Source organism: Curvibacter soli, from assembly GCF_029211125.1.
GTDB lineage: Bacteria > Pseudomonadota > Gammaproteobacteria > Burkholderiales > Burkholderiaceae_C > Curvibacter_A > Curvibacter_A soli.
Window position 1 is genome coordinate 17,391 of the sequence record NZ_JARGEN010000034.1, and the last position, 21,948, is coordinate 39,338.

Below are 21,948 nucleotides of genomic sequence, written 5' to 3' on the forward strand. Positions count from 1 at the left end.
TGGTTGATTCGGTGTTGGTAACTGATGTTCGCGCGCGGGGATTCAGACGCGCAGCACGCGCTCGCCGCGGCCGATGCCGCTGGCGCCCGTGCGCACGGTCTCCAGGATGGCCGAGCGGTCGAGCGCCACGAGGAAGGCATCGATCTTCGACTGGTCGCCCGTCAATTCGATGGTGTAGCTCTTGTCGGTCACGTCGATGATGCGGCCGCGGAAGATGTCAGCCATGCGCTTCATCTCCTCGCGTTCCTTGCCGACTGCGCGCACCTTGACCATCATGAGTTCGCGCTCGGTGTAGGCGCCCTCGGTCAGGTCGACCACCTTCACCACCTCGATCAGCCGATTCAGGTGCTTGGTGATCTGCTCGATCACGTCCTCCGAGCCGGCGGTCTGGATGGTCATGCGCGAGAGGCTCGGGTCCTCGGTCGGCGCGACCGTCAGCGATTCAATGTTGTAGCCGCGGGCCGAGAACAGGCCCACAACGCGGGAAAGCGCGCCGGGTTCGTTTTCCAGCAGCACTGCGATGATGTGTTTCATGGTTTGCGATTCCTCTTCTCGCCGCCCTCCCCCGCGCACGGTAATGCGCGGGCTTGGCGGGCAATAGATTCTTCTTCAGGGATGGATTGCTATCGTATTGATAGCTATAGGCGCTTGTTTCATGAGCGCCAGATGGCTATTTTCTTAAAGATCTTCTGCGCCCAGCAGCATCTCCGTGATGCCCTTGCCGGCCTGCACCATCGGGAACACGTTCTCGGTGGGATCGGTGCGGAAATCCATGAACACGGTACGGTCCTTGAGCCGGCGCGCCTCGCGCAGCGCGGGCTCCACGTCCTGCGGGCGCTCGATCAGCATGCCGACGTGGCCATAAGCCTCGGCCAGCTTCACGAAGTTGGGCAGCGCATCCATGTAGCTGTGGCTGTAGCGGCCCGAATATTCGATCTCCTGCCACTGGCGCACCATGCCCAGGTAGCGGTTGTTGAGCGCGCAGATCTTGATGGGCGTGTTGTACTGCAGGCAGGTGGAGAGCTCCTGGATGCACATCTGCACCGAGCCTTCGCCGGTGATGCAGAACACTTCGCTCTGCGGCCTGGCCAGCTTGACGCCCATGGCATAGGGAATGCCCACGCCCATGGTGCCCAGGCCACCGGAGTTGATCCAGCGGCGCGGCTCGTCGAAGCGGTAGTACTGCGCGGCCCACATCTGGTGCTGGCCCACGTCGGAGGTGATGTACGTGTCCGCGTCCTTGGTCATGTTCCACAGCGTCTCGACGACGTACTGGGGCTTGATGACGTCCTTGTTGCCGCGGTCGTACCTCAGACAGTCGGTGCCGCGCCAGCCCTCGATGGTGTCCCACCATCGGGCCAGGGCCTGCGCGTCGGGTCTGGTGCTGCTTTCGCGCAGCATGGAGATCAGCTCGCCCAGCACGTCCTTCACATCGCCGACGATGGGGATGTCGACGCGCACGCGCTTGGAGATGGAGGACGGGTCGATGTCGACGTGGATGATCTTGCGCTCGTTCTGCGCGAAGTGCTTCACGTTGCCGATCACGCGGTCGTCGAAGCGCGCGCCCACGGCCAGCAGCACGTCGCAGCTCTGCATGGCGTTGTTGGCCTCGACCGTGCCATGCATGCCCAGCATGCCGAGGAACTTGCGGTCGGAAGCCGGGTAGGCGCCCAGGCCCATGAGCGTGTTCGTGACCGGGTAGCCCAGCATGTCGGCCAGCGTGCGCAATTCGTTCGAGGCATTGCCCAGCAGCACCCCGCCGCCGGTGTAGATGTAGGGGCGCTTGGCCGACAGCAGCAGTTGCAGCGCCTTGCGGATCTGGCCGCCGTGCCCCTTCTTCACGGGGTTGTAGGAGCGCATCTCCACCTTGTCGGGATAGCCCGCGTAGGCCGCCTTCTTGAAGGAAACGTCCTTCGGAATATCGACCACCACCGGGCCCGGGCGGCCGCTGCGCGCGACGTGGAAGGCCTTCTTCATCGTCAGCGCCAGATCGCGCGGGTCCTTCACCAGGAAGTTGTGCTTGACGATGGGCCGCGTGATGCCCACCGTGTCGCATTCCTGGAAGGCGTCGAGCCCGATGGCCGCCGTCGGCACCTGGCCCGAGATGATGACCATCGGAATGCTGTCCATGTAGGCGGTGGCGATGCCCGTCACCGCGTTCGTCAGACCGGGGCCGGAAGTGACCAGCGCCACGCCCACGTCGCCAGTGGCGCGCGCATAGCCGTCGGCGGCATGCACGGCGGCCTGCTCGTGGCGCACCAGCACATGCTCGATGGAGTCCTGCTTGTAGAGCGCGTCGTAGATGTAGAGCACCGCGCCGCCCGGGTAGCCCCAGAGGTAGCGTACGCCTTCGGCCTGCAGTGCCTTGATGAGGATCTCGGCGCCCATGAGATCCTGGGAGCCGCCTTGCGCTGCGGACGCAGCCGCTGCCGAAGCCAGTTCGGCCTTGGAGATTTCCATGTCGATCAACCTTTGCGAATTTCTCTGACGAAAAACCTAGGGTGCCTCTTGGCGCGCTCTTGTGAAGCTGCTTCGAGACTTAGGACCACCGGACATGGGCGAGATGATTGCTGCGCCGGACCGTGACCCGTTTGCCTTTTGAATTGCAACCGCCGATTATGCACTGCCCGCGCGCCGCCGCGAGCACGGGGGAGGAAAAATTCAAGGTGCGGTGCCATAATCGCCGCGACGCCTCACGCACAACGACAAGCCCAGCAACCCCGAGTGGCCGCCAGCGGCCGGCCTTCTCTCTTGGCAACCGAACGCGAACTCTCCGACTTCCTCAAAAGCGTGGAAAAACGCGCTTTCAAGCGCTCGCTCTACCATGTGCGCAACACAGAGGCGGCGCTCGACATCGTGCAGGACAGCATGCTCAAGCTGGCCGAGCACTACGGCGACAAGCCGCCGGGCGAATTGCCCATGCTGTTCCAGCGCATCCTGTCGAACTGCACGCTCGACTGGTTCCGGCGGCAGAAGGTGCGCAATGCCCTGTTCACCAACATGGGGGATTTCGAGCCCGACGGCGACAGCGACGATGCGTTCGACCTGCTCGAAGCCTATGCGGGCCCCGAGGGCTCCGAGGGCACGGAAAGCGCGGAGGACACCGTCGGGCGGGCGCAGATCTTGCATGAAATCGAAGCCGAGATCCTGGAGCTGCCTGCCCGTCAACGCGAGGCATTCCTCATGCGTTACTGGGAGGAGATGAACGTCGCGGAAACTGCCGCGGCAATGGGTTGCTCGGAAGGCAGCGTCAAGACGCATTGCTCGCGCGCCGTCCAGGCTCTTGGTAAAGCCCTGAAAGCCCGAGGAATACGACCATGACTACCGCCTTCCCGGATCAAGACGCGCTGCTGGACCTTTTCGGCCAGCGTGTTGCCGCGCGGCTGACCGCCGGCAACGACACCTTGCCCTATGACATAGCCGAACGCCTGCGCGCTGCGCGCATGCAGGCCCTGGCGCACCGCAAGGTGGAAAGAGCGCCATTGCTGGCCGCCAGCATCGCCGCCAACGGAGCCGGCGCCGCGACCCTGCCGTGGGGCGAAGGCGGGCGCTGGTGGCGCCTGCTCGCGGCATCCGCGCTGCCCATCGTCACGCTCGTGGCCGGGCTGGTGGCCATCAGCTACGTGCAGGACGAAAGCCGCGCGCGCGAAATCGCCGAGGTCGATGCCGCGCTGCTTACCGACGACCTCCCCCCCGCCGCTTATGCAGACCCGGGCTTCCTGCAGTTCCTGAAGCTCACCCAGCGCGCAGAGCGCTGAAACGGCACCCACCCTTTTACAGCCATGCCCGCGCGCCTTCGTCCCTTTGCCGCACACGTGCCACTGCTGGCGCTGGCAGCAGCCCTGGCCAGCACCGGCGTTGCCGCGCAACTGCCGCAAGCACCCCAGGGCGGCAAGCACGCCGTGACGGGCAAGCCCGCCACCCTGCGGACGTCCGAAGCCGAACCCCTGTGGAACCAGCTCACCACGTCGCAGCAACACGCGCTGCAGCCGCTGGCGCCGCACTGGTCCGCGCTGAGCGGGCCGCACAAGCGCAAGTGGATCGCGCTGTCGCAGAACTTCCCCCAGATGAGCGCGACGGAGCAGGCCAAGCTGCACAGCCGCATGACCGAATGGGCCGGCCTGAGCATGCAGCAGCGCGACCAGGCGCGCCTGAACTTCGCGGCCACCAACCAGCTCGACCCGCACGACAAGAAGGCCAGTTGGGAGGCATACCAGGCCCTCAGCGACGAGGAAAAGCGAAAACTCGCCGCGCGCGCCGCCCCCAAGCCACGAGGCGCCGCCCCGGCCATCAAGCTGGCCCCGCCGGAACGCCTGACCGTGGTGCCGGCAGGCACCACGCGCGCGACGGCGGTGCACCCGGCGCGCATGCCCGAGGCGCCGGTACTCCTGCCCGCACCCACCGCCGTTCCGGCGACAATGCAGGCTCCGCCCTCTCCGGTAGCGCCCGTATCCGACGCGGCGCACGGGACGCAAGCGCATGCAACGGAGCAATGATCTCGCCACCCCCCCGTCCCGCCGCCACTCCCGCACCCCCGGCTTCCCCGCCTGACGGCGCCCCGCAGGCCCCGCCGCCGCTCCCCGCCACCGCGTTTGCACAAGCTCCCGGCCTGGCGCGCCGGATGGCGTGCTGGCTGTACGAGGGCGTGCTGCTGTTCGGCGTGGTCTTCATCGCGGACTACCTGTTCAGCGCACTGACGCAGACGCGCAACGCGCTCGACAACCGGCACGCGCAGCAAGGCTTCCTGTTCGTGGTGTTCGGCATCTACTTCACATGGTTCTGGTCGCGTGGCCAGACGCTGGCGATGAAAACCTGGCACATCCGCATCGTCGACCGCCATGGCAACCCCGTGGGCCAGGCACGCGCCCTGTGTCGCTACCTGCTGGCATGGGTCTGGCTGCTGCCGCCGCTCGCGGTCATGGCGCCGCTCCACCCCTCGATGGGCGAAACCGCCGCCGCCATGCTCGGCTGGGTGGCCGTGTGGGCCCTGGCAAGCAGGCTCCACCCGAGCCGGCAGTTCTGGCACGACGCGCTCGCCGGCACCCGTCTCGTCACCGCTGCCGCGCGCGCCTGATGCGCCGCAGCCAACCCGTTTGCGTCTGTCTCTGCATACCCATGCCTGCATCCCCTTCCCCCATCCAGACACAGAAAGCCCGCAAAGGCCTGGACCGGCTCTGGCATGCCACCCGCCACTCGTGGGCCGGCCTGCATTGCGCCTGGGGAGAAACCGCGTTCCGGCAGGAGGCCATCGCCGCCGCCGTGCTGCTGCCGCTGGCGCTCTGGGTCGGACGCACCTGGGTGGAGACCGCGCTGCTCGCCGGCTGCGTGGTGCTGCTGCTGATCGCCGAATTGCTCAATACCGCCGTGGAGTCCGCGGTGAACCGCGTCGGCCCCGAATGGCATGCGTTCTCCAAGCGCGCCAAGGATGTGGGCAGCGCTGCCGTGCTGCTGGCGCTGCTGCTGTGCGCGGGCATCTGGGCAACAGCGCTCTATCAGAGGTTTCTTGCATGACGACAACGACTGCGCCTGCTTTTTCGATCTGCGTGTACTGCGGCTCGCGCCCCGGCACGAATCCGCTCTACGCCGAAACCGCGCGCCAGGTGGGCCAGTGGATAGGCCAGCACGGCGGCCAGCTCGTCTACGGTGGCGGCAACAACGGGCTCATGGGCATCGCGGCGCATGCCGCGCTGCAAGCCGGAGCACGGGTGGTGGGCGTGATTCCGCAAGCGCTCGTGGACAAGGAGCATGCCAACCGCGACTGTACCGAACTGCACATCGTGGACAACATGCACCAGCGCAAGGCGTTGATGGCCGAGCGCTCCGACGCCTTCCTGGCCCTGCCCGGGGGCATCGGCACGTTCGAGGAACTGTTCGAGGTCTGGACCTGGCGCCAGCTCGGCTACCACGACAAGCCCGTGGGCCTGCTCGACGTGGCGGGCTACTACGAAGGGCTGGTTGCCTTCCTGCGCAACTGCGTTGGCAACGGGCTCATGAGCGACTGGCAGATGGACCTGCTGCGCGTGGGCGCCAGCGCGCCGGACCTGCTGCAACAACTCGTGGAGTCGGCAGGCGTGCAGCGAGACACGCCGCCCTTGCGCGACGTGATCTGAACACCCGGGCGGCCGGTGGGCCGCAGGGGTCAGACCGCAGATTCGTCGAGCTCGCCCGTGCGGATGCGCACCGCGCGCTCGACCGCCGTGACGAAGATCTTGCCATCGCCAATCTTGCCGGTGTGCGCGGCCTTGATGATGGCGTCGACGCAGCGCTCCACTTCGTCGTCCCTCACCACGGCCTCGACCTTCACCTTGGGCAAGAAGTCGACCACGTATTCCGCGCCGCGGTACAGCTCGGTATGGCCCTTCTGGCGGCCGAAGCCCTTGACCTCGGTCACGGTCAGGCCGGACACGCCGCAGTCGCCGAGGGCTTCGCGCACCTCTTCGAGCTTGAACGGCTTGATGATGGCGGTGATCTGTTTCATGGAAACTCCTTCTGCGGTCATGCTCGGAACTTGCTGGTGATAGGGTAGCGCCAATCCTTGCCGAAGCTGCGGTGCGTAACCCGTATGCCCACAGGGGCTTGTCGGCGTTTGTATTCGTTCACGCGGATCAGCCGCACCACCTGCTCCACCGCCGCGCGCGGATAGCCGGCGGCCACGATCTCGTCGATGCCCTGGTCGTTCTCCATGTAGCGCTCCAGGATGGCGTCGAGCACCTCGTAGGGTGGCAGGCTGTCCTGGTCGGTCTGCTCGGGGCGCAGTTCGGCGCTCGGCGGGCGGGTGATGATGCGCTCGGGAATAGGGCCGGCGCCGCTGCCGTACGGGTCGTGCGCGTTGCGCCAGCGCGCCAGGCGAAACACCATGGTCTTGGCCACGTCCTTGATGACGGCGAAGCCCCCGGCCATGTCGCCATAGAGCGTGCAGTAGCCCGTGGCCATCTCGCTCTTGTTGCCGGTGGTGAGCACGATGGCGCCGAACTTGTTGGACAAGGCCATCAGCAGCGTGCCGCGGATGCGGGCCTGGATGTTCTCTTCCGTCGCGTCCTCGGGCAACCCGGCGAATTCGCCCGCCAGCGCGGCCTTGAAAGCCTCGAACTGCGGCACGATGGAAATCTCGTCGTAGCGCACGCCCAGCCGTGCGGCCATGTCGCGCGCATCGATCCACGAAATATCCGCCGTATAGGGCGACGGCATCATCACCGCGCGCACCCGCTCGGCCCCCAGCGCATCCACCGCGACGGCCAACACCAGGGCCGAGTCGATGCCGCCGGACAAGCCCAGCAGCGCGCCCGGGAAGCCGTTCTTGCCTACGTAGTCGCGCACACCCAGCACCAGCGCGTCCCACAGCTCGGCCTCGGGCAAGCGCGGCGGCGGCAACGACTGCGCTTCTATTTTTATAGCGCCCTGCGAACGCTCCACCTGCGCAAACACCAGTTTTTCCTTGAAGCTTTCGGCCTGCAGCGCCAGCGTGCCGTCGGCCTGCACGACAAACGACGCGCCGTCGAACACCACCTCGTCCTGCCCGCCCATGAGGTGTGCATAGACCAGCGGCAGGCCCGCCGCGCGTGCGCGCTCGGCCATGCGGGCCACGCGCTCGCCGCCCTTGCCCACGTGGAACGGCGAAGCGTTGATGACGGCCAGCACCTCGGCCCCGGCATCGCGCGCCAGCGCGGCGGGCTCGTCGAACCAGGCGTCTTCGCAGATCAGCAGACCCACGCGCACGCCTGCCGCCTCGAACACGCAGACGCCCCGGCCCGGCGTGAAGTAGCGCCGTTCGTCGAACACCTGGTAGTTGGGCAGTTCGCGCTTGGCATAGGTCTGCTCCACGCGGCCCTCGCGCAAGACGCTCGCCATGTTGTGGCGGTGCTGCACCGACACGCTGCGCGTGCGCGCATCGCCGCCGCTCGGATGGCCGACCACGATGCGCAGGCCGCTTAACCCGGCCGTGCCATCGGCTATCGCATTCAGGGCATCATCGCAGGCGGTGATGAACGCCGGGCGCAGGAACAGGTCTTCCGCCGCATAGCCGCAGATGGCCAGTTCGGGCGTAAGCAGCAGGTGGGCGCCCTCGGCATGGGCGGCGTGCGCGGCATCGATGATCCTGCGCGCGTTGCCGGCCATGTCGCCCACCACGAAATTCAACTGGGCAATGCAGATCTTGAGGGTCATGGAAGTCGAAAACGCCGTGGATGCAGGAGCCTTGCGCGCACCGCGCCACCGGGTGCGGCATGGGTGAAACCGATTATGTCATCCGGATTACGGATGCATGGCCCGCCATCGACGCGCAGACATGGAACGCGCTGCTCGCGCGGCAGCCCCATGCCACGCCCTTCATGCGCCACGAATACCTCGCGGCCCTGCAGGCCAGCGGCAGCGCCGTGCCGCAAACGGGCTGGAACCTGCGCTGCTTCACGCTGTGGCAAGGCGGCACCCTGGCCGCGGCCTGCGCGCTCTACGCCAAGGGCCATTCTTATGGCGAATACGTGTTCGACTGGGCCTGGGCCAGCGCCTACGAGCAGCACGGGCTGGACTACTACCCCAAGGCCGTGGTGGCCGTCCCGTTCACGCCCGTGCCCGGCACGCGGCTGCTGGCGCGCGACGCGACGGCCCGCGCGGCACTGGTGCGTGCGCTGGTGGGCTGGTGCGGCGAGCAGCAGCTATCGTCGCTGCACCTGCTGTTCGCCAGCGCCGAGGACGTGGCCGCCTGCGAGGCCGCCGGCCTGCTGCTGCGCCATGGCGTGCAGTTCCACTGGAAGAATGATCGCTACCCATCGTTCGACGACTTCCTGGCCCGCCTGAGCCAAGACAAGCGCAAGAAAATCCGCCAGGAGCGCCGCAAGGTGCGCGACGCGGGCGTGACGTTGCGCTGGGCGCGTGGCGCGGACATCCGTGCGGCGGACTGGGATTTCTTCTACCGCTGCTACGCCCGCACCTACCGCGAGCACGGCAACCCACCCTACCTCACGCGCGATTTCTTCGCGCGCATGGCCGACACCATGCCTGAACATTGGTTGCTGTTCACGGCAGAGCGCGAAGGCCATGCGATTGCTACCAGTTTGATAGCTATCACCGCAGATATATCAAGCGCTACAGGCCAATTCTGCCATCAACCCCAGGGCACGGCCTACGGGCGCTACTGGGGTGCGCTGGAGCGCGTGGACTGCCTGCATTTCGAGGCCTGCTACTACCAGCCGCTGGAGTGGTGCATCGCGCACGGCGTGGCGTGCTTCGAAGGCGGCGCGCAGGGCGAGCACAAGATGGCCCGCGCCCTGCTGCCCACGCCCACCGCCAGCGCCCACTGGCTGGCCCACCCGGCATTCAACGATGCGGTGGCCCGCTTCCTGGAGCGCGAGGACCAGGGCATGGCCGGCTACCTCGACGAGCTGCGCGACCGCAGCCCGTTCAAGCGCTAGTGCAGTGTTCGATGCTTGGCGGCACAAATGAAAGCGATGCGTTTTGGCGCAGGGCAAGGCGCAAACCACAGCGATAGCCGTCGCTATCGCGAGGATTTGCAACGCCGCCATGCGGCAAAAGGCGCGGTTTCATGTGCTGCTTGGCGTTGAACACTGCTAGAACGTCTCCCACTCGCCATCGTCGCTGCCGCCGGCCTGGGCGCGCGGAGAGGCCGGCGGCGGAGCGGCGGGCTTCGGGGGCTGCGCGGCGGCAGACCTGGCGGCCAGGGCAGGCGGCTTGGCAGCGGGCGGCGCCACGCGGGCCATGGGCTTCTTGGCCGCTACGGTGGGCGGCACGGGTGCCGGGCGCCGTGCCACGGGACGCGCAGCGGACGCCGAGGCATAGGCGCCGCCCTGGTGGTCTGCGGCGAGCTTGAACACCGCCACGGCCTGCACCAGTTCCTGGGCCTGCGTGGTCAGGCTGGCCGCCGCCGCCGCCGACTGCTCCACCAGCGCCGCGTTCTGCTGCGTGGCCTGGTCCATCTGCGTGACCGCCTCGCCCACCTGCGCCACGCCGGACGCCTGTTCGCTGCTGGCCGCGCTGATTTCGCCCACGATGTCGGTCACGCGCCGTATCGCGCCCACCACTTCCTGCATCGTCTCGCCCGCCTGGTCGACCAGCGTGGAGCCCTGCTCCACGCGCTCGACGCTGGCGCCGATCAGGCTCTTGATTTCCTTGGCCGCCTCGGCGCTGCGCTGCGCCAGGCTGCGCACCTCGCTGGCCACCACCGCGAAGCCGCGGCCCTGCTCGCCCGCGCGCGCCGCCTCCACCGCCGCGTTGAGCGACAGGATGTTGGTCTGGAAGGCGATGCCGTCAATGACGCCAATGATGTCGGCGATCTTGCGCGAGCTGTCGTTGATGCCCTTCATGGTGACCACCACCTGGGCCACGACTTCGCCGCCGTGGGCGGCCACGGTGGATGCGTTGACGGCCAGTTGGTTGGCCGCGCGGGCGTTGTCGGCGTTCTGGCGCACGGTGGAGCCGAGCTGCTCCATCGAGGCCGCCGTCTCTTCCAGCGCGCTGGCCTGCTGCTCGGTGCGCGAGGAGAGGTCGTTGTTGCCTTGCGATATTTCGACGCTGGCCGTCGCCACCCCCTCGGCGGCGGTGCGCACGCCGGCCACCACCCGCGCGAGATTTTCGCGCATGTCGTGCAGCGCGTGCAGCAACAGGCCCAGCTCGTCCTTGCCCTCCGCCTGGACATGCACGGACAGATCGCCCGCGGCCACGGCGCGGGCCACGTCCACCGCATGCTGCACCTTGCCGGTGATGCTGCGGGTGATGCGCCACGCCAGCAGCGCCCCCAGCACGATCGCCGCGACGGCGATGGCGATGGTCGTGGCGACCGCTTTGCCATAGTCGGCCTGCGCCATTTTGTACGACTGCCCGGAGTCCGCGGTGTGCATGGCAGACAGCGCGCCGATCGCCTCGGCCAGCGCGCCGAAGGCGGCCTCCCCGGTGGTCGAGTACAACTGGGAAACCGCCTGCAACTGGGCTGCGTCCGCAGAGGCATTGCGCGATGCGTCGACGAGCTTGGCCTGCTCCGCGAAGTACGCATCGCGCTTGCCCTTGTAGTTGTCGAAGGCGGCCTGTTCCTCGCCCGCGGTGACCGTGGACGCGTACCGGGCTTCCAGCGCGTCGTATTCCTTGCGGAGCTGCACCAGTTGGGTGCCGTACTTCTCGCGCGCCGCCGGGTCGGGGGAGATCGCCGCCTCGCTCTCGGCGCGGCGCATGCGATTGGCCATGGTGCGCATGTCGCCCAGCAGTTGCACGCTGGGCAGCCAGTTGGTGGCGAAATCCGTGGTGTCGTCGTTGATGCGCCCCAGCGCCAGCAGCGCCGTCAAGCCCAGCGCCAACGTCATGAATACCAGCAGGCCGAAGGCCCCCCCGAGCTTGGCGCCGATACGCAGATCCGATAGCTTCATGCTTACTCCTCGTCAGTGTTGCGGCGCCCTCGCGCCATGGGTGCGAGCATTGTGCGCGCAGCCCGCCGCGCGGCTGTCGCGCCGGTGCGACGCACACGCAAAAACGCCCGCCTGCGGGGCCGCGGGCGGGCGCCGGCAAAAGGCACGACGGCCTACTTCTGCCGGTAGTGGGCGATGCCGTCGGCGACTTCCTTCTTCGCCGCGTCCACGCCCTGCCAGCCGGTCACCTTGACCCACTTGCCGGCTTCCAGGTCCTTGTAGTGCTCGAAGAAATGGCTGATGGTCTTGAGCGTCATGGGGTTGAGGTCGTCCACCGTCTGCCACTGGCTGTAGTAGGGCAGCAGCTTCTCGGTGGGCACGGCCAGCACCTTGCCGTCCACGCCGGCCTCGTCCTCCATCATCAGGATGCCCAGCGCGCGGCACGTCACCACCACGCCCGCGGGCAGCGGGAACGGCGTGAGCACCAGCACGTCCACCGGGTCGCCGTCGCCGGAGAGCGTCTGCGGCACGTAGCCGTAGTTGGCCGGATAGTGCATGGCGGTGGTCATGAAGCGGTCCACGAAGATCGCGCCGGACTCCTTGTCGACCTCGTACTTCACGGGGTCGGAGTTCATCGGGATCTCGATGACGACGTTGAAGGCGTCGGGAGCGTTCTTGCCGGGGGTTACTTTGTCGATGGACATGGCGGTCGTTGCTTGCGGTTGTCAGGTTGGTCGATGGAGACAGCCCCGATTTTACGGGCTGCCCGCCAGCCGGGCCGAAATTGCTATGCAATCGATAGCTGCCATCGCTTCATGCATAAGCGGTGGCAGCCGATTTTTTCTGAAGAACTGATGCTACCCAGGCCGCCCGGAACAGCTAAAGCCAGTGCAGTGTTCGATGCTTGGCGGCACCAATAAAAGCGATGCGTTTTGGCGCAGGGCAAGGCGCAAACCACAGCACCACAGCAGCACCACAGCGATAGCCGTCGCTATCGCGAGGATTTGCAACGCCGCCATGCGCCAAAAGGCGCGGTTTCATGTGCCGCATGGTGTCGAACACTACACTAGCCACCAAGCCAGAAGGCCGATGGACAAGAGACTGTGCGCGTGCCAAGTGGCCCGGAGGATGGATCTTGGGCGGGCGGCGAACGCGCTTGATCGTTGCGCGAAGTAGCCAAGGACTGTGGCTGGCAGGCAAAGGACGCCAAGCCAGAAGAGCCAGACCAAGCCCAGGTAAGTGCAACTGAACCCCTCGCAGCGTGTGGAGAGGAGGTTCACTGCGAGGTAGGCCGAGTAGCCGGCTGCGGCGAGGAATGCCAAGGCCAAGATGCGTGCGGGCCACAGGGACGGAGCAGGAGTGTCGGGGTTCATCGGGGATAGAAGCGTGGGCACTGCGGCGCCGCGATTTGCGTGGCCTCGGCTGACAAGAGCAGCAGTTGATGCCAGAAGTGCGCGCAGACCTTTATGCATAGCGTTTGACTTAAGCGGACCGCCGAAGGCGGGTCCGCTTGAAGGAAGGCTTGCAGGCCCGCGCGGCTTGGCATGAACGGCTCGCCAGGGCTCGGCTACTTCCGCTGCGGCGGCACATCCGTGCAACTACCGTGCGCCACTTCCGCCGCCATGCCCAGGCTTTCGCCCAGCGTGGGGTGCGGGTGGATGGTGGCGCCGATGTCCACGGCGTCGGCGCCCATCTCGATGGCGAGGGCGATTTCGCCCACCATGTCGCCCGCGTGCGTGCCGACGATGCCGCCACCCAGGATTCGCCCGTGGCCGTGCGCCTCGGGGCTGTCGTCGAACAGCAGCTTGGTGAAGCCCTCGTCGCGCCCGTTGGCGATGGCGCGGCCCGATGCGCTCCAGGGGAACAAGCCCTTCTTCACCTGGATGCCCTGGGCCTTGGCCTGCTCCTCGGTCAGGCCGACCCAGGCGACCTCGGGGTCGGTATAGGCCACGCTCGGGATCACCCGTGCCTCGAAGGCGCTGGCGGCCAGGGCCTTGTCGCCCGTCAGTTCGCCCGCGATCACTTCCGCCGCCACGTGGCCCTCGTGCACCGCCTTGTGCGCCAGCATGGGCTGGCCCACGACGTCGCCGATGGCGAAGATGTGCGGCACGTTGGTGCGCATCTGGATGTCCACGTCGATGAAGCCGCGCTCCGTCACGGCCACGCCGGCCCTGTCGGCGCCGATCCTCCTGCCGTTGGGGGTGCGGCCGGCGGCCTGGAGCACCAGGTCGTAGAGTTGCGGCTCCTTGGGCGCCTGCTCGCCCTCGAAATGCACCAGGATGCCTTCTTTCATCGCCACGGCGGACGTGGTTTTGGTCTTGAGCATGATGTTGTCGAAGCGCGGTGCGTTCATCTTCTGCCAGACGCGCACCAGGTCACGGTCGGCGCCCTGCATCAAGCCGTCGAGCATTTCCACCACGTCCAGGCGCGCGCCCAGCGTGCTGTAGACGGTGCCCATTTCCAGGCCGATGATGCCGCCGCCGAGGATCAGCATGCGCCTCGGTACTTCCGCGAGCGCCAGGGCGCCCGTGGAATCGACCACGCGCGGGTCGTCGGGCAGGAACGGCAGGTGCACGGCCTGGCTGCCGGCGGCGATGACGGCGCGCTTGAAGGCGACGACTTTCTTCGTGCCGGTTTTCTCCTGGCCGCTGCCGGTGGTTTCCTCCACCTCCACGTGGTTGGCGCCGATGAAGCCGCCATGGCCGCGCACGACGGCGACCTTGCGCATCTTGGCCATGGCGGCCAGGCCGCCGGTGAGCTTGCCGACGACTTTCTCCTTGTGGGCGCGCAGCTTGGCGATGTCGATCGACGGGTCGCCGAAGACCACGCCGGCATCGGCCAGATGCCTGGCCTCGTCGATCACGGCGGCCACGTGCAGCAGCGCCTTCGACGGGATGCAGCCCACGTTGAGGCACACGCCGCCCAGGGTGGCGTAGCGCTCCACGATGACCACCTTCAAGCCGAGGTCCGCGGCGCGGAAGGCGGCGGAATAGCCGCCGGGCCCGCCGCCGAGCACGAGCACATCGCAGTCCAGGTCGGCCGTGCCGCCGTAGCTCGACGCTTCCATTTTGATAGCTGGTGCCGCAGGCGCTGCCTGCGCTGGCGCCGGTTTTTGTTCAGAAGCCGGGGCAGGCGCTGGCGCGGCGTCGGAGGCTTCGAGCGTGAGCAGCACCGCGCCCTCGCTCACCTTGTCGCCGAGCCTGACCTTGAGCTCCTTCACCACGCCCGCGTGGCTCGACGGAATTTCCATCGACGCCTTGTCGGACTCCACGGTGACGAGGCTCTGTTCCGCGCGGACGGTGTCGCCCGGCTTTACCAGCACTTCGATGACGGCCACTTCCTGGAAGTCGCCGATGTCGGGCACATGGATGTCGATCACTGCCATATCGGGCTCTCCTTCACAGCAGGATGCGGCGGTAGTCCGCCAACACCTGGGCCAGGTAGGCGTTGAAGCGCGCCGCCGAGGCGCCGTCGATCACGCGGTGGTCGTACGACAGCGACAGCGGCAGCGCGAGGCGCGGCACGAACTGCCGGCCATCCCACACGGGCTTCATGAAGCTCTTGGACAGGCCCAGGATCGCCACCTCGGGGGCGTTGATGATGGGCGTGAAGTGCGTGCCGCCGATGCCGCCCAGCGAGCTGATGGAAAAGCACCCGCCCTGCATGTCGGCGGCGCCGAGCTTGCCGTCGCGTGCCTTCTTGGCAAGCTCGCCCATCTCGGCGCTGATCTGCAGGATGCCCTTCTTGTCGGCATCCTTCAGCACCGGCACCACCAGCCCGCCCGGCGTATCCGCCGCGAAGCCGATGTGGAAGTACTGCTTGTAGACCAGCGTATCACCGTCGAGGCTCGCGTTGAACTCGGGAAACTTCTTCAGCGCCGAGACCACGGCCCTGATGACGAAGGCCAGCATGGTCACCTTGACGCTTGCGTTGACTCCATTTTTTGCCGCTTTCTCGTTCTCCAGGTTGGTGGAGACACGGAAGGCTTCGAGTTCGGTGATGTCGGCCTCGTCGTTGTTGGTGACGTGCGGGATCATCACCCAGTTGCGGTGCAGGTTGGCGCCGCTGATTTTCTTGACGCGCGAAAGCGCCTTGCGCTCCACGGCGCCGAACCTGGCGAAATCGACCTTGGGCCAGGGCAGCAAATCGAGCCCGGCGCCACTGCCGCCCGCGGGCGCCTTGGCGGCCTGGGCCGTGGTCTGGGCGGCGCCGGCCATGACCGCCTTGGTGAAGTTCTGCACGTCGGCCTGCGTGATGCGGCCCTTGGGGCCGCTGCCCTTGACCTCGGCCAGCGGCACGCCCAGCTCGCGCGCGAACCGGCGCACCGAGGGCGACGCATGCGGCAGGCCGCCCGTGGGCGCGGCGGGCGCGTGCGGCGGCGGCGGCGCGGTGGTGGCAGCAGGCGCAGGGGCGCTGGCGGCCGCGGCAGGCGCCGTGGCCGGCGCCGGAGCGGCGGCACTGCCTTCCAGCACGGCGATCAGGTCGCCGATGTTGACCTTGTCGCCCACCTTGGCCTTGAGCTCCTTGACCACGCCGGCGGCGGACGACGGGATCTCCATCGACGCCTTGTCGGATTCGACGGTGATGAGCGACTGCTCGGTCTTCACCGTGTCGCCGGGCTTGACCAGCACCTCGATCACCGCCACGTCCTTGAAGTCGCCGATGTCGGGCACGCGCACCTCCACCAACCCTGCGGGGGCGGCAGCGGGCGCGGGGTCTTTTGCTACAGAATCAATAGCTGCAACCGCAGGTTCTACCTGCGCTGGAGCCGTTTTTTGCTCGGAAACCGGGGCCGGTGCGGCGCCCTCGCCCGCCGCTTCCAGCACCAGGATGACCGAGCCTTCGGCCACCTTGTCGCCGAGCTTGACCTTCAGCTCCTTGACCACGCCGGCGGCGGACGACGGGATCTCCATCGACGCCTTGTCGGATTCGACGGTGATGAGCGACTGCTCGGCCTTCACCGTGTCGCCGGGCTTGACCAGCACCTCGATCACCGCCACTTCGGCGAAGTCGCCGATGTCGGGCACCTTGATTTCTACCAATGCCATGGGAATGTCTCCAAAGCGGCGGCGCGCAAGGCGCGCCGGCGCCGTGCGCGCTCAGGCGTGCAGGGGGTTGATCTTCTCGGCGTCGATGCCGTACTTCTGAATGGCCTCTGCCACCTTGGCGGCGGGCACGCTGCCCTCCTCGCTCAGCGCCTTCAAGGCGGCCACCACGATGTAGTGGCGGTTGATCTCGAAGTGCTCGCGCAGGCGCCAGCGGAAGTCGCTGCGGCCAAAGCCGTCGGTGCCCAGCACTTTGTAGCCGCGGCCCTTGGGCATGTAGGCGCGGATCTGCTCGGCATAGGCCTTGATGTAGTCCGTGGACGCCACCACCGGCCCGCTGTGGGTGCCGAGCTGCTGCGCGACGAAGGGCACGCGCGGCGTCTCGGTGGGGTGCAGCAGGTTCCAGCGCTCCACGTCCTGGCCGTCGCGGGCCAGTTCGTTGAAGCTCGGCGCGCTCCACACGTTGGCGGCCACGCCCCAGTCCTTTTCCAGCAACTCCTGCGCGGCCAGCGACTCGCGCAGGATGGCGCCGCTGCCCAGCAGTTGCACGCGCGGGGCGGCGGCATTGGAAGTGCCCTGCGGTGGCACGGGGCCTTCCTTGAGCAGGTACAGGCCCTTGATGATCTGCTCTTGCGTGCCGGGGACCAGGCCCGGCTGGGCATAGTTCTCGTTGAGCAGCGTGATGTAGAAGAACACGTTCTCCTGCTTCTCGACCATGCGCACCAGGCCGTGGTGCATGATTACCGCCACCTCGTGCGCGAAGGTCGGGTCGTAGCTCACGCAGTTGGGGATGGTGCCGGCCAGCACGTGGCTGTGGCCGTCCTCGTGCTGCAGGCCCTCGCCGTTGAGCGTGGTGCGCCCCGAGGTGCCGCCCAGCAGGAAGCCGCGCGCCTGCATGTCGCCCGCGGCCCAGGCCAGGTCGCCGATGCGCTGGAAGCCGAACATCGAGTAGTAGACGTAGAACGGGATCATGATCCGGTTGTTCGTCGAATACGACGTGGCCGCGGCGATCCAGCTCGCCATGCCGCCGGCCTCGTTGATGCCTTCCTGCAATATCTGGCCGTTCTTCTCTTCCTTGTAGTACATCACCTGGTCGCGGTCGACCGGGGTGTAGAGCTGGCCCTTGGGGTTGTAGATGCCGATCTGGCGGAACAGCCCCTCCATGCCGAAGGTGCGCGCCTCGTCCACCAGGATGGGCACCACGCGCGGGCCCAGCGCCTGGTCGCGCAGCAGTTGCGTGAGGAAGCGCACGTAGGCCTGGGTGGTGGAGATCTCGCGCCCCTCGGCGGTGGGCTCCAGCACGGCCTTGAAGATGTCGAGCGCGGGCACGGTGAACTGCTCGTCGGCATGCGTGCGGCGGTGCGGCAGGTAGCCGCCCAGCTCCTTGCGCCGCGCGTGCAGGTACTGCATCTCGGGCGTGTCGTCGGCGGGTTTGTAGAACGGCACGTTGGCCAGTTCGCTGTCAGGAATGGGGATGTTGAAGCGGTCGCGGAAGATGCGGATGTCGTCGTCGGCCAGCTTCTTGGTCTGGTGCGCGGTGTTCTTGCCCTCGCCGATCTTGCCCATGCCGTAGCCCTTGATGGTCTTGATCAGCAGCACCGTGGGCTGGCCCTGGTGGGCGTTGGCGGCATGGAAGGCGGCATACACCTTCTGCGCATCATGGCCGCCGCGGCGCAGGGCCCACACGTCCTCGTCGCTCATGTGCTCTACCAGCTTGGCGGTGGCGGGAGAGCGCTCGAAGAAGTGCTTGCGCACGAAGGCGCCGTCGTTGGCCTTGAAGGCCTGGTAGTCGCCGTCCACCGTGTCCATCATGATCTTGCGCAGCGCGCCGTCCTTGTCGCGCGCCAGCAGCGGGTCCCAGTTGCTGCCCCAGATCAGCTTGATGACGTTCCAGCCCGAGCCGCGGAACTCGCCCTCCAGCTCCTGGATGATCTTGCCGTTGCCGCGCACCGGGCCGTCGAGGCGCTGCAGGTTGCAGTTGACGACGAAGATCAGGTTGTCCAGTCCCTCGCGCGCAGCCAGGCCGATGGCGCCCAGGCTCTCGGGCTCGTCCATCTCGCCGTCGCCCAGGAAGGCCCAGACCTTGCGCTTGGATGTGTCGGCGATGCCGCGCGCGTGCAGGTACTTGAGGAAGCGCGCCTGGTAGATCGCCATCAGCGGGCCCAGGCCCATCGACACCGTGGGGAACTGCCAGAACTCGGGCATCAGCTTGGGGTGCGGGTAGCTCGAAAGGCCCTTGCCCCGCACCTCCTGGCGGAAGTTGAGCAACTGGTCTTCCGACAGCCGCCCTTCGAGGAAGGCGCGGGCGTAGATGCCGGGCGACGAATGGCCCTGGATGTAGAGCAGGTCGCCGCCGTGGGTGCCGCCGCTGGCGGTGTCGTCGGCATGCCAGAAGTGGTTGAAACCCGCCGCCAGCATGTGTGCCAGCGAGGCGAAGGAGCTGATGTGGCCGCCCAGGTCGCCGCCGTCCTCGGGGTGCAGGCGGTTGGCCTTGACCACCATGGCCATGGCGTTCCAGCGCATGTAGGCGCGCAGCCGGCCTTCGAGCTCCAGGTTGCCGGGCGTGCGCGCTTCGTCCTGCGGCTCGATGGTGTTGACGTAGCCCGTGGTGGCCGAGAACGGCATGTCCACGCTGTTTTGGCGGGCCTGCTCCAGCAGTTGTTCGAGCAGGAAGTGCGCGCGCTGCGGCCCCTCGGCGGCGATCACGGCCGACAGCGCGTCGATCCATTCACGGGTTTCCTGCGGGTCGATGTCCTGCGCGTCGTTCGCGGCCACGCCGGACGGCTTGTCGGGGAGTGCTGACATGGTTGTCTCCTGAAAATGGGGCTAATTTAGCTTGCGTTGACCGCGCGCGGAGTTTCGCATATTTCCATGAAATTTCAAATCGTGCCTTTTGCTTTCATATTATGAATTTCACGGCCATCCACGCCTCGCCCGGCCCACGTGATACGCGCGGGCGGCCTGCGCCGTGCCAATAGCTCCCTACACTGCGCACATGCAGCAAATCCCTACTCCACCGGTAAAGGCGCCCGCCCCCGCCGCAGTGCCCGCGCCGCTGGCCTGGTGGCGCACGTGGTGGCGCAGCCAGCCGCCCACGCACCAGGACCGCCTGGCCATGCTGGCGCCGCTGCTGGCGGTGCTGCTGTTCCTGGCCGCCATCGCGGCGGCGCTGTGGTATTTGCGCGCGGAAGAAGCGGAGCGCGCGCAGGAGGCCGTGCGACGCGATGCCGAATACGCCCAGCAGCGCCTGCGCCTGCGCCTGCTGGAGCGGCAGGAGCAATTGATGCGCCTGGCGCGCGACGTGTCCGGCGGCGACATGGAGCCGCCCGAGTTCGTGGCCCGCGCCGAGTCGCTGATCAGCCAGTACCCCGAATGGCAGGCCATCACCTGGATCGACCAGCGCCGGCAGGTGCGCGCCAGCCACGCCGCGCCCACGCTGGCCAACAGTCAGTTGCGCATGGCCGGCGAGTTGCTCAAGGACGGCGAGACCGACGGCAGCTTCAGCCTGGCGCGCGACCTGCAGCAGCCCGTGTACTCGCAGCCCATGCGCATCGGCGACGCCGCGCCCCTGCTGCAGTTGCATGTGCCGCTCATGAACGAACAGGGCCGCTTCGCGGGCGTGGTGATGGGCGAATACTCGCTCGACGGCCTGCTGCGCTACGGCACGCCCACCGAGGTGCTGGCGCGCTACGCCGTCACGCTGGTGGACGGCAGCAACCACCTGCTGGCCGGCACTCCGCTGCCGCCGCGCGACGGTGCCACGCGCCTGCTGCCCTGGACCACGCGCGCCAGCGGACACGAGGTGCCGGTATCCCTCGTGGGCAACGGGCTGCAGTTGCGCGCGCAGGCGTACCGCACCTCGCCGGGCGTGATTGGCAGCGGCATGTTCTGGCTCGTCGGCACGCTCAGCGCCATGACGGTGTGGATGCTGCTGGCCACCTGGCGCCACACGCGCCGGCGCATGCAGGCCCAGGAGGCGCTGGTGGCCGAGATGAATTTCCGCCGCGCGATGGAGAACTCCATCGTCACCGGCATGCGCGTGCTCGACATGCACGGCTGCATCACCTATGTGAACGCGGCGTTCTGCCAGATGACGGGCTGGAGCAACGCCGAACTGGTGGGCCAGCGCGCGCCGTTCTCGTTCTGGCCCGAGTCCGACTACGAGGCGCTGCACGCGCGGCTGCGCGACGAGCTGGCGGGCAAGACCGTGCAGGGCGGCTTCCAGGTGCGCATGAAGCGCAAGAACGGCACGCTGTTCGACGCCCGCATGTACCTCTCGCCGCTGATCGACCCGCACGGCCAGCAGACGGGCTGGATGACCTCGATGACCGACATCACCGAGCCCAACCGCATCCGCGCCCAACTGGCCGCGTCGCACGAGCGCTTCACCGTCGTGCTGGAGGCGCTGGACGCGTCGGTGTCGGTGGCGCCGCTGGGCAGCCACGAGCTGCTGTTCGCCAACAAGCTCTACCGCCAGTGGTTCGGCTCGCTGGCCACGGGGCACCTGCAACTGGTGGCGCAGGCCGGTGTGCCGGCGGCCACGCCGGGCGGAGAATCGGGCGACGAGGTGGACGGGCTCATGGGCCTGCCGACCGACCCACTGACCTCGGCGCAGAGCGAAAACGCCGAAATCTTCGTGCCCGAGCTCGGCAAGTGGCTCGAAGTGCGCTCGCGCTACCTCAACTGGGTCGACGGCAGGCTGGCGCAACTGGTGATTGCCACCGACATCACGCCGCGCCGCCAGGCCGAGGAGCAGGCTGCCAGCCAGGCCGAGCGCGCGCAGTCGGTCAGCCGCCTGATCACCATGGGCGAAATGGCGTCTAGCGTGGCGCACGAGCTGAACCAGCCGCTGTCGGCCATCAGCAACTACTGCAGCGGCATGATCGCGCGCATCCGCAACCGGCAGATCGAGGAAGACGCGCTCGTCGCGGCGCTGGAGAAAACCGCGCACCAGGCCCAGCGCGCGGGCCAGATCATCCAGCGCATCCGCGCCTTCGTGAAGAAGAGCGAGCCCAACCGCACGCTGTCGAACGTGGATGAGATCGTGGGCGAGTCGGTGGAGCTGGCCGGCATCGAGCTGCGCCGGCGCAGCGTGCGCCTGTCGCACTACGTGGCCGCGCGCCTGCCGCACCTGCTGGTGGACCCGATTCTCATCGAGCAGGTGCTGGTCAACCTGCTGAAGAACGCCGCCGAGTCCATCGACAACGCGCGCCGCCCGCTGCAGCAGCGCAACGTGGAACTGCGCGTGGTGCCGCGCCAGGTGGACGAGCAGCCCGGCGTGGAGTTCACCGTGCTCGACACCGGCGCCGGCCTGGCGCCCGAGGTGCTGGATCGGCTCTACGAAGCCTTCTTCTCCACCAAGTCCGAAGGCATGGGCATCGGCCTGAACCTGTGCCGCAGCATCATCGAGTCGCACCAGGGCCGGATGCAAGCGGAGAACCTCTACAATGGAACGGAGATTGCGGGCTGCCGGTTCTCCTTCTGGATACCGCTCGCCAAGCCTGCCGATGGCACTATCAATTCCATAGCAAATACACGCAACCGGGGGTGACGAC

General features: G+C 67.4%; 18 protein-coding genes. 8 read left to right on the forward strand and 10 right to left on the reverse strand.

The features are described from left to right. Window positions 1–42: 42 nt before the first annotated feature. Both ilvN and PY257_RS08445 read right to left on the reverse strand, forming a co-directional pair. Entirely contained in the window at window positions 43–534 is a 492-nt protein-coding gene (gene ilvN / locus PY257_RS08440; protein ID WP_275740887.1) for an acetolactate synthase small subunit, read from the reverse strand. Window positions 535–678: 144 nt separating this feature from the next. Beyond that, the gene (locus tag PY257_RS08445; RefSeq protein ID WP_275740889.1) at window positions 679–2,460 is read right to left on the reverse strand and encodes an acetolactate synthase 3 catalytic subunit; all 1,782 of its coding nucleotides are present in this window, start codon (window positions 2,458–2,460) and stop codon (window positions 679–681) included. 291 nt (window positions 2,461–2,751) lie between these two features. Between PY257_RS08445 and PY257_RS08450 the strand changes: the two genes are divergently transcribed. Genes PY257_RS08450 through PY257_RS08475 form a run of 6 tightly spaced genes read left to right on the forward strand, consistent with a single transcriptional unit; the run spans window position 2,752 to window position 6,110 of the window. Beyond that, the gene (locus PY257_RS08450; RefSeq protein WP_275741068.1) at window positions 2,752–3,321 is read left to right on the forward strand and encodes an RNA polymerase sigma factor; all 570 of its coding nucleotides are present in this window, start codon (window positions 2,752–2,754) and stop codon (window positions 3,319–3,321) included. Next, a complete protein-coding gene (locus PY257_RS08455) occupies window positions 3,318–3,758 on the forward strand; it encodes a DUF3619 family protein (RefSeq protein WP_275740891.1) in 441 nt (146 codons plus the stop codon). Before PY257_RS08450 ends, PY257_RS08455 begins: the two co-directional genes overlap by 4 nt. Window positions 3,759–3,782: 24 nt before the next feature. After that, on the forward strand, window positions 3,783–4,496 hold the full coding sequence (locus tag PY257_RS08460) for a DUF3106 domain-containing protein (protein WP_275740893.1): 714 nt from the start codon (window positions 3,783–3,785) through the stop codon (window positions 4,494–4,496). Beyond that, window positions 4,493–5,074: an RDD family protein gene (locus tag PY257_RS08465; RefSeq protein ID WP_275740895.1), complete on the forward strand. Its 582-nt coding sequence runs from the start codon at window positions 4,493–4,495 to the stop codon at window positions 5,072–5,074. Before PY257_RS08460 ends, PY257_RS08465 begins: the two co-directional genes overlap by 4 nt. Window positions 5,075–5,115: 41 nt before the next feature. Beyond that, entirely contained in the window at window positions 5,116–5,511 is a 396-nt protein-coding gene (locus tag PY257_RS08470) for a diacylglycerol kinase (RefSeq protein ID WP_275740898.1), read from the forward strand. Continuing rightward, window positions 5,508–6,110: an LOG family protein gene (locus PY257_RS08475; protein WP_275740900.1), complete on the forward strand. Its 603-nt coding sequence runs from the start codon at window positions 5,508–5,510 to the stop codon at window positions 6,108–6,110. The genes PY257_RS08470 and PY257_RS08475 overlap by 4 nt, the downstream gene beginning before the upstream one ends. 29 nt (window positions 6,111–6,139) lie before the next feature. Here the strand turns inward: PY257_RS08475 and PY257_RS08480 are convergent, their stop codons facing one another. Further along, complete coding sequence (locus PY257_RS08480) at window positions 6,140–6,478, reverse strand: P-II family nitrogen regulator (protein WP_275740903.1); 339 nt, start codon at window positions 6,476–6,478, stop codon at window positions 6,140–6,142. 17 nt (window positions 6,479–6,495) lie between these two features. Next, entirely contained in the window at window positions 6,496–8,163 is a 1,668-nt protein-coding gene (locus PY257_RS08485; RefSeq protein WP_275740905.1) for an NAD+ synthase, read from the reverse strand. Between the two features lie 59 nt (window positions 8,164–8,222). On the opposite strand from PY257_RS08485, the gene PY257_RS08490 reads away from it, so the two are divergent. After that, window positions 8,223–9,407, forward strand: coding sequence for a GNAT family N-acetyltransferase (locus PY257_RS08490; protein WP_275740907.1), 1,185 nt, complete (start codon window positions 8,223–8,225; stop codon window positions 9,405–9,407). A 156-nt stretch (window positions 9,408–9,563) separates the two neighbouring features. Here the strand turns inward: PY257_RS08490 and PY257_RS08495 are convergent, their stop codons facing one another. From PY257_RS08495 to aceE, 6 genes are all read right to left on the reverse strand, one after another. Continuing rightward, window positions 9,564–11,369: a methyl-accepting chemotaxis protein gene (locus PY257_RS08495; RefSeq protein WP_275740909.1), complete on the reverse strand. Its 1,806-nt coding sequence runs from the start codon at window positions 11,367–11,369 to the stop codon at window positions 9,564–9,566. Window positions 11,370–11,521: 152 nt separating this feature from the next. Further along, a complete protein-coding gene (gene ppa / locus PY257_RS08500) occupies window positions 11,522–12,052 on the reverse strand; it encodes an inorganic diphosphatase (RefSeq protein WP_275740911.1) in 531 nt (176 codons plus the stop codon). A 175-nt stretch (window positions 12,053–12,227) separates the two neighbouring features. Further along, window positions 12,228–12,410, reverse strand: a complete 183-nt coding sequence (locus PY257_RS08505; RefSeq protein WP_275740913.1) for a hypothetical protein — start codon at window positions 12,408–12,410, stop codon at window positions 12,228–12,230. Between the two features lie 505 nt (window positions 12,411–12,915). Then, window positions 12,916–14,733 (reverse strand): dihydrolipoyl dehydrogenase, encoded by a 1,818-nt coding sequence (gene lpdA / locus PY257_RS08510; RefSeq protein ID WP_275740915.1) that lies wholly within the window; start codon window positions 14,731–14,733, stop codon window positions 12,916–12,918. A gap of 13 nt (window positions 14,734–14,746) precedes the next feature. Further along, window positions 14,747–16,396: a dihydrolipoyllysine-residue acetyltransferase gene (aceF, locus tag PY257_RS08515; protein ID WP_275740917.1), complete on the reverse strand. Its 1,650-nt coding sequence runs from the start codon at window positions 16,394–16,396 to the stop codon at window positions 14,747–14,749. 51 nt (window positions 16,397–16,447) lie between these two features. Continuing rightward, window positions 16,448–19,198, reverse strand: coding sequence for a pyruvate dehydrogenase (acetyl-transferring), homodimeric type (gene aceE / locus PY257_RS08520; protein WP_275740919.1), 2,751 nt, complete (start codon window positions 19,196–19,198; stop codon window positions 16,448–16,450). A gap of 190 nt (window positions 19,199–19,388) precedes the next feature. Here aceE and PY257_RS08525 point away from each other — a divergent pair, with 190 nt between their 5' ends. Next, window positions 19,389–21,944, forward strand: a complete 2,556-nt coding sequence (locus PY257_RS08525; protein ID WP_275740921.1) for a PAS domain S-box protein — start codon at window positions 19,389–19,391, stop codon at window positions 21,942–21,944. Window positions 21,945–21,948 lie beyond the last annotated feature (4 nt).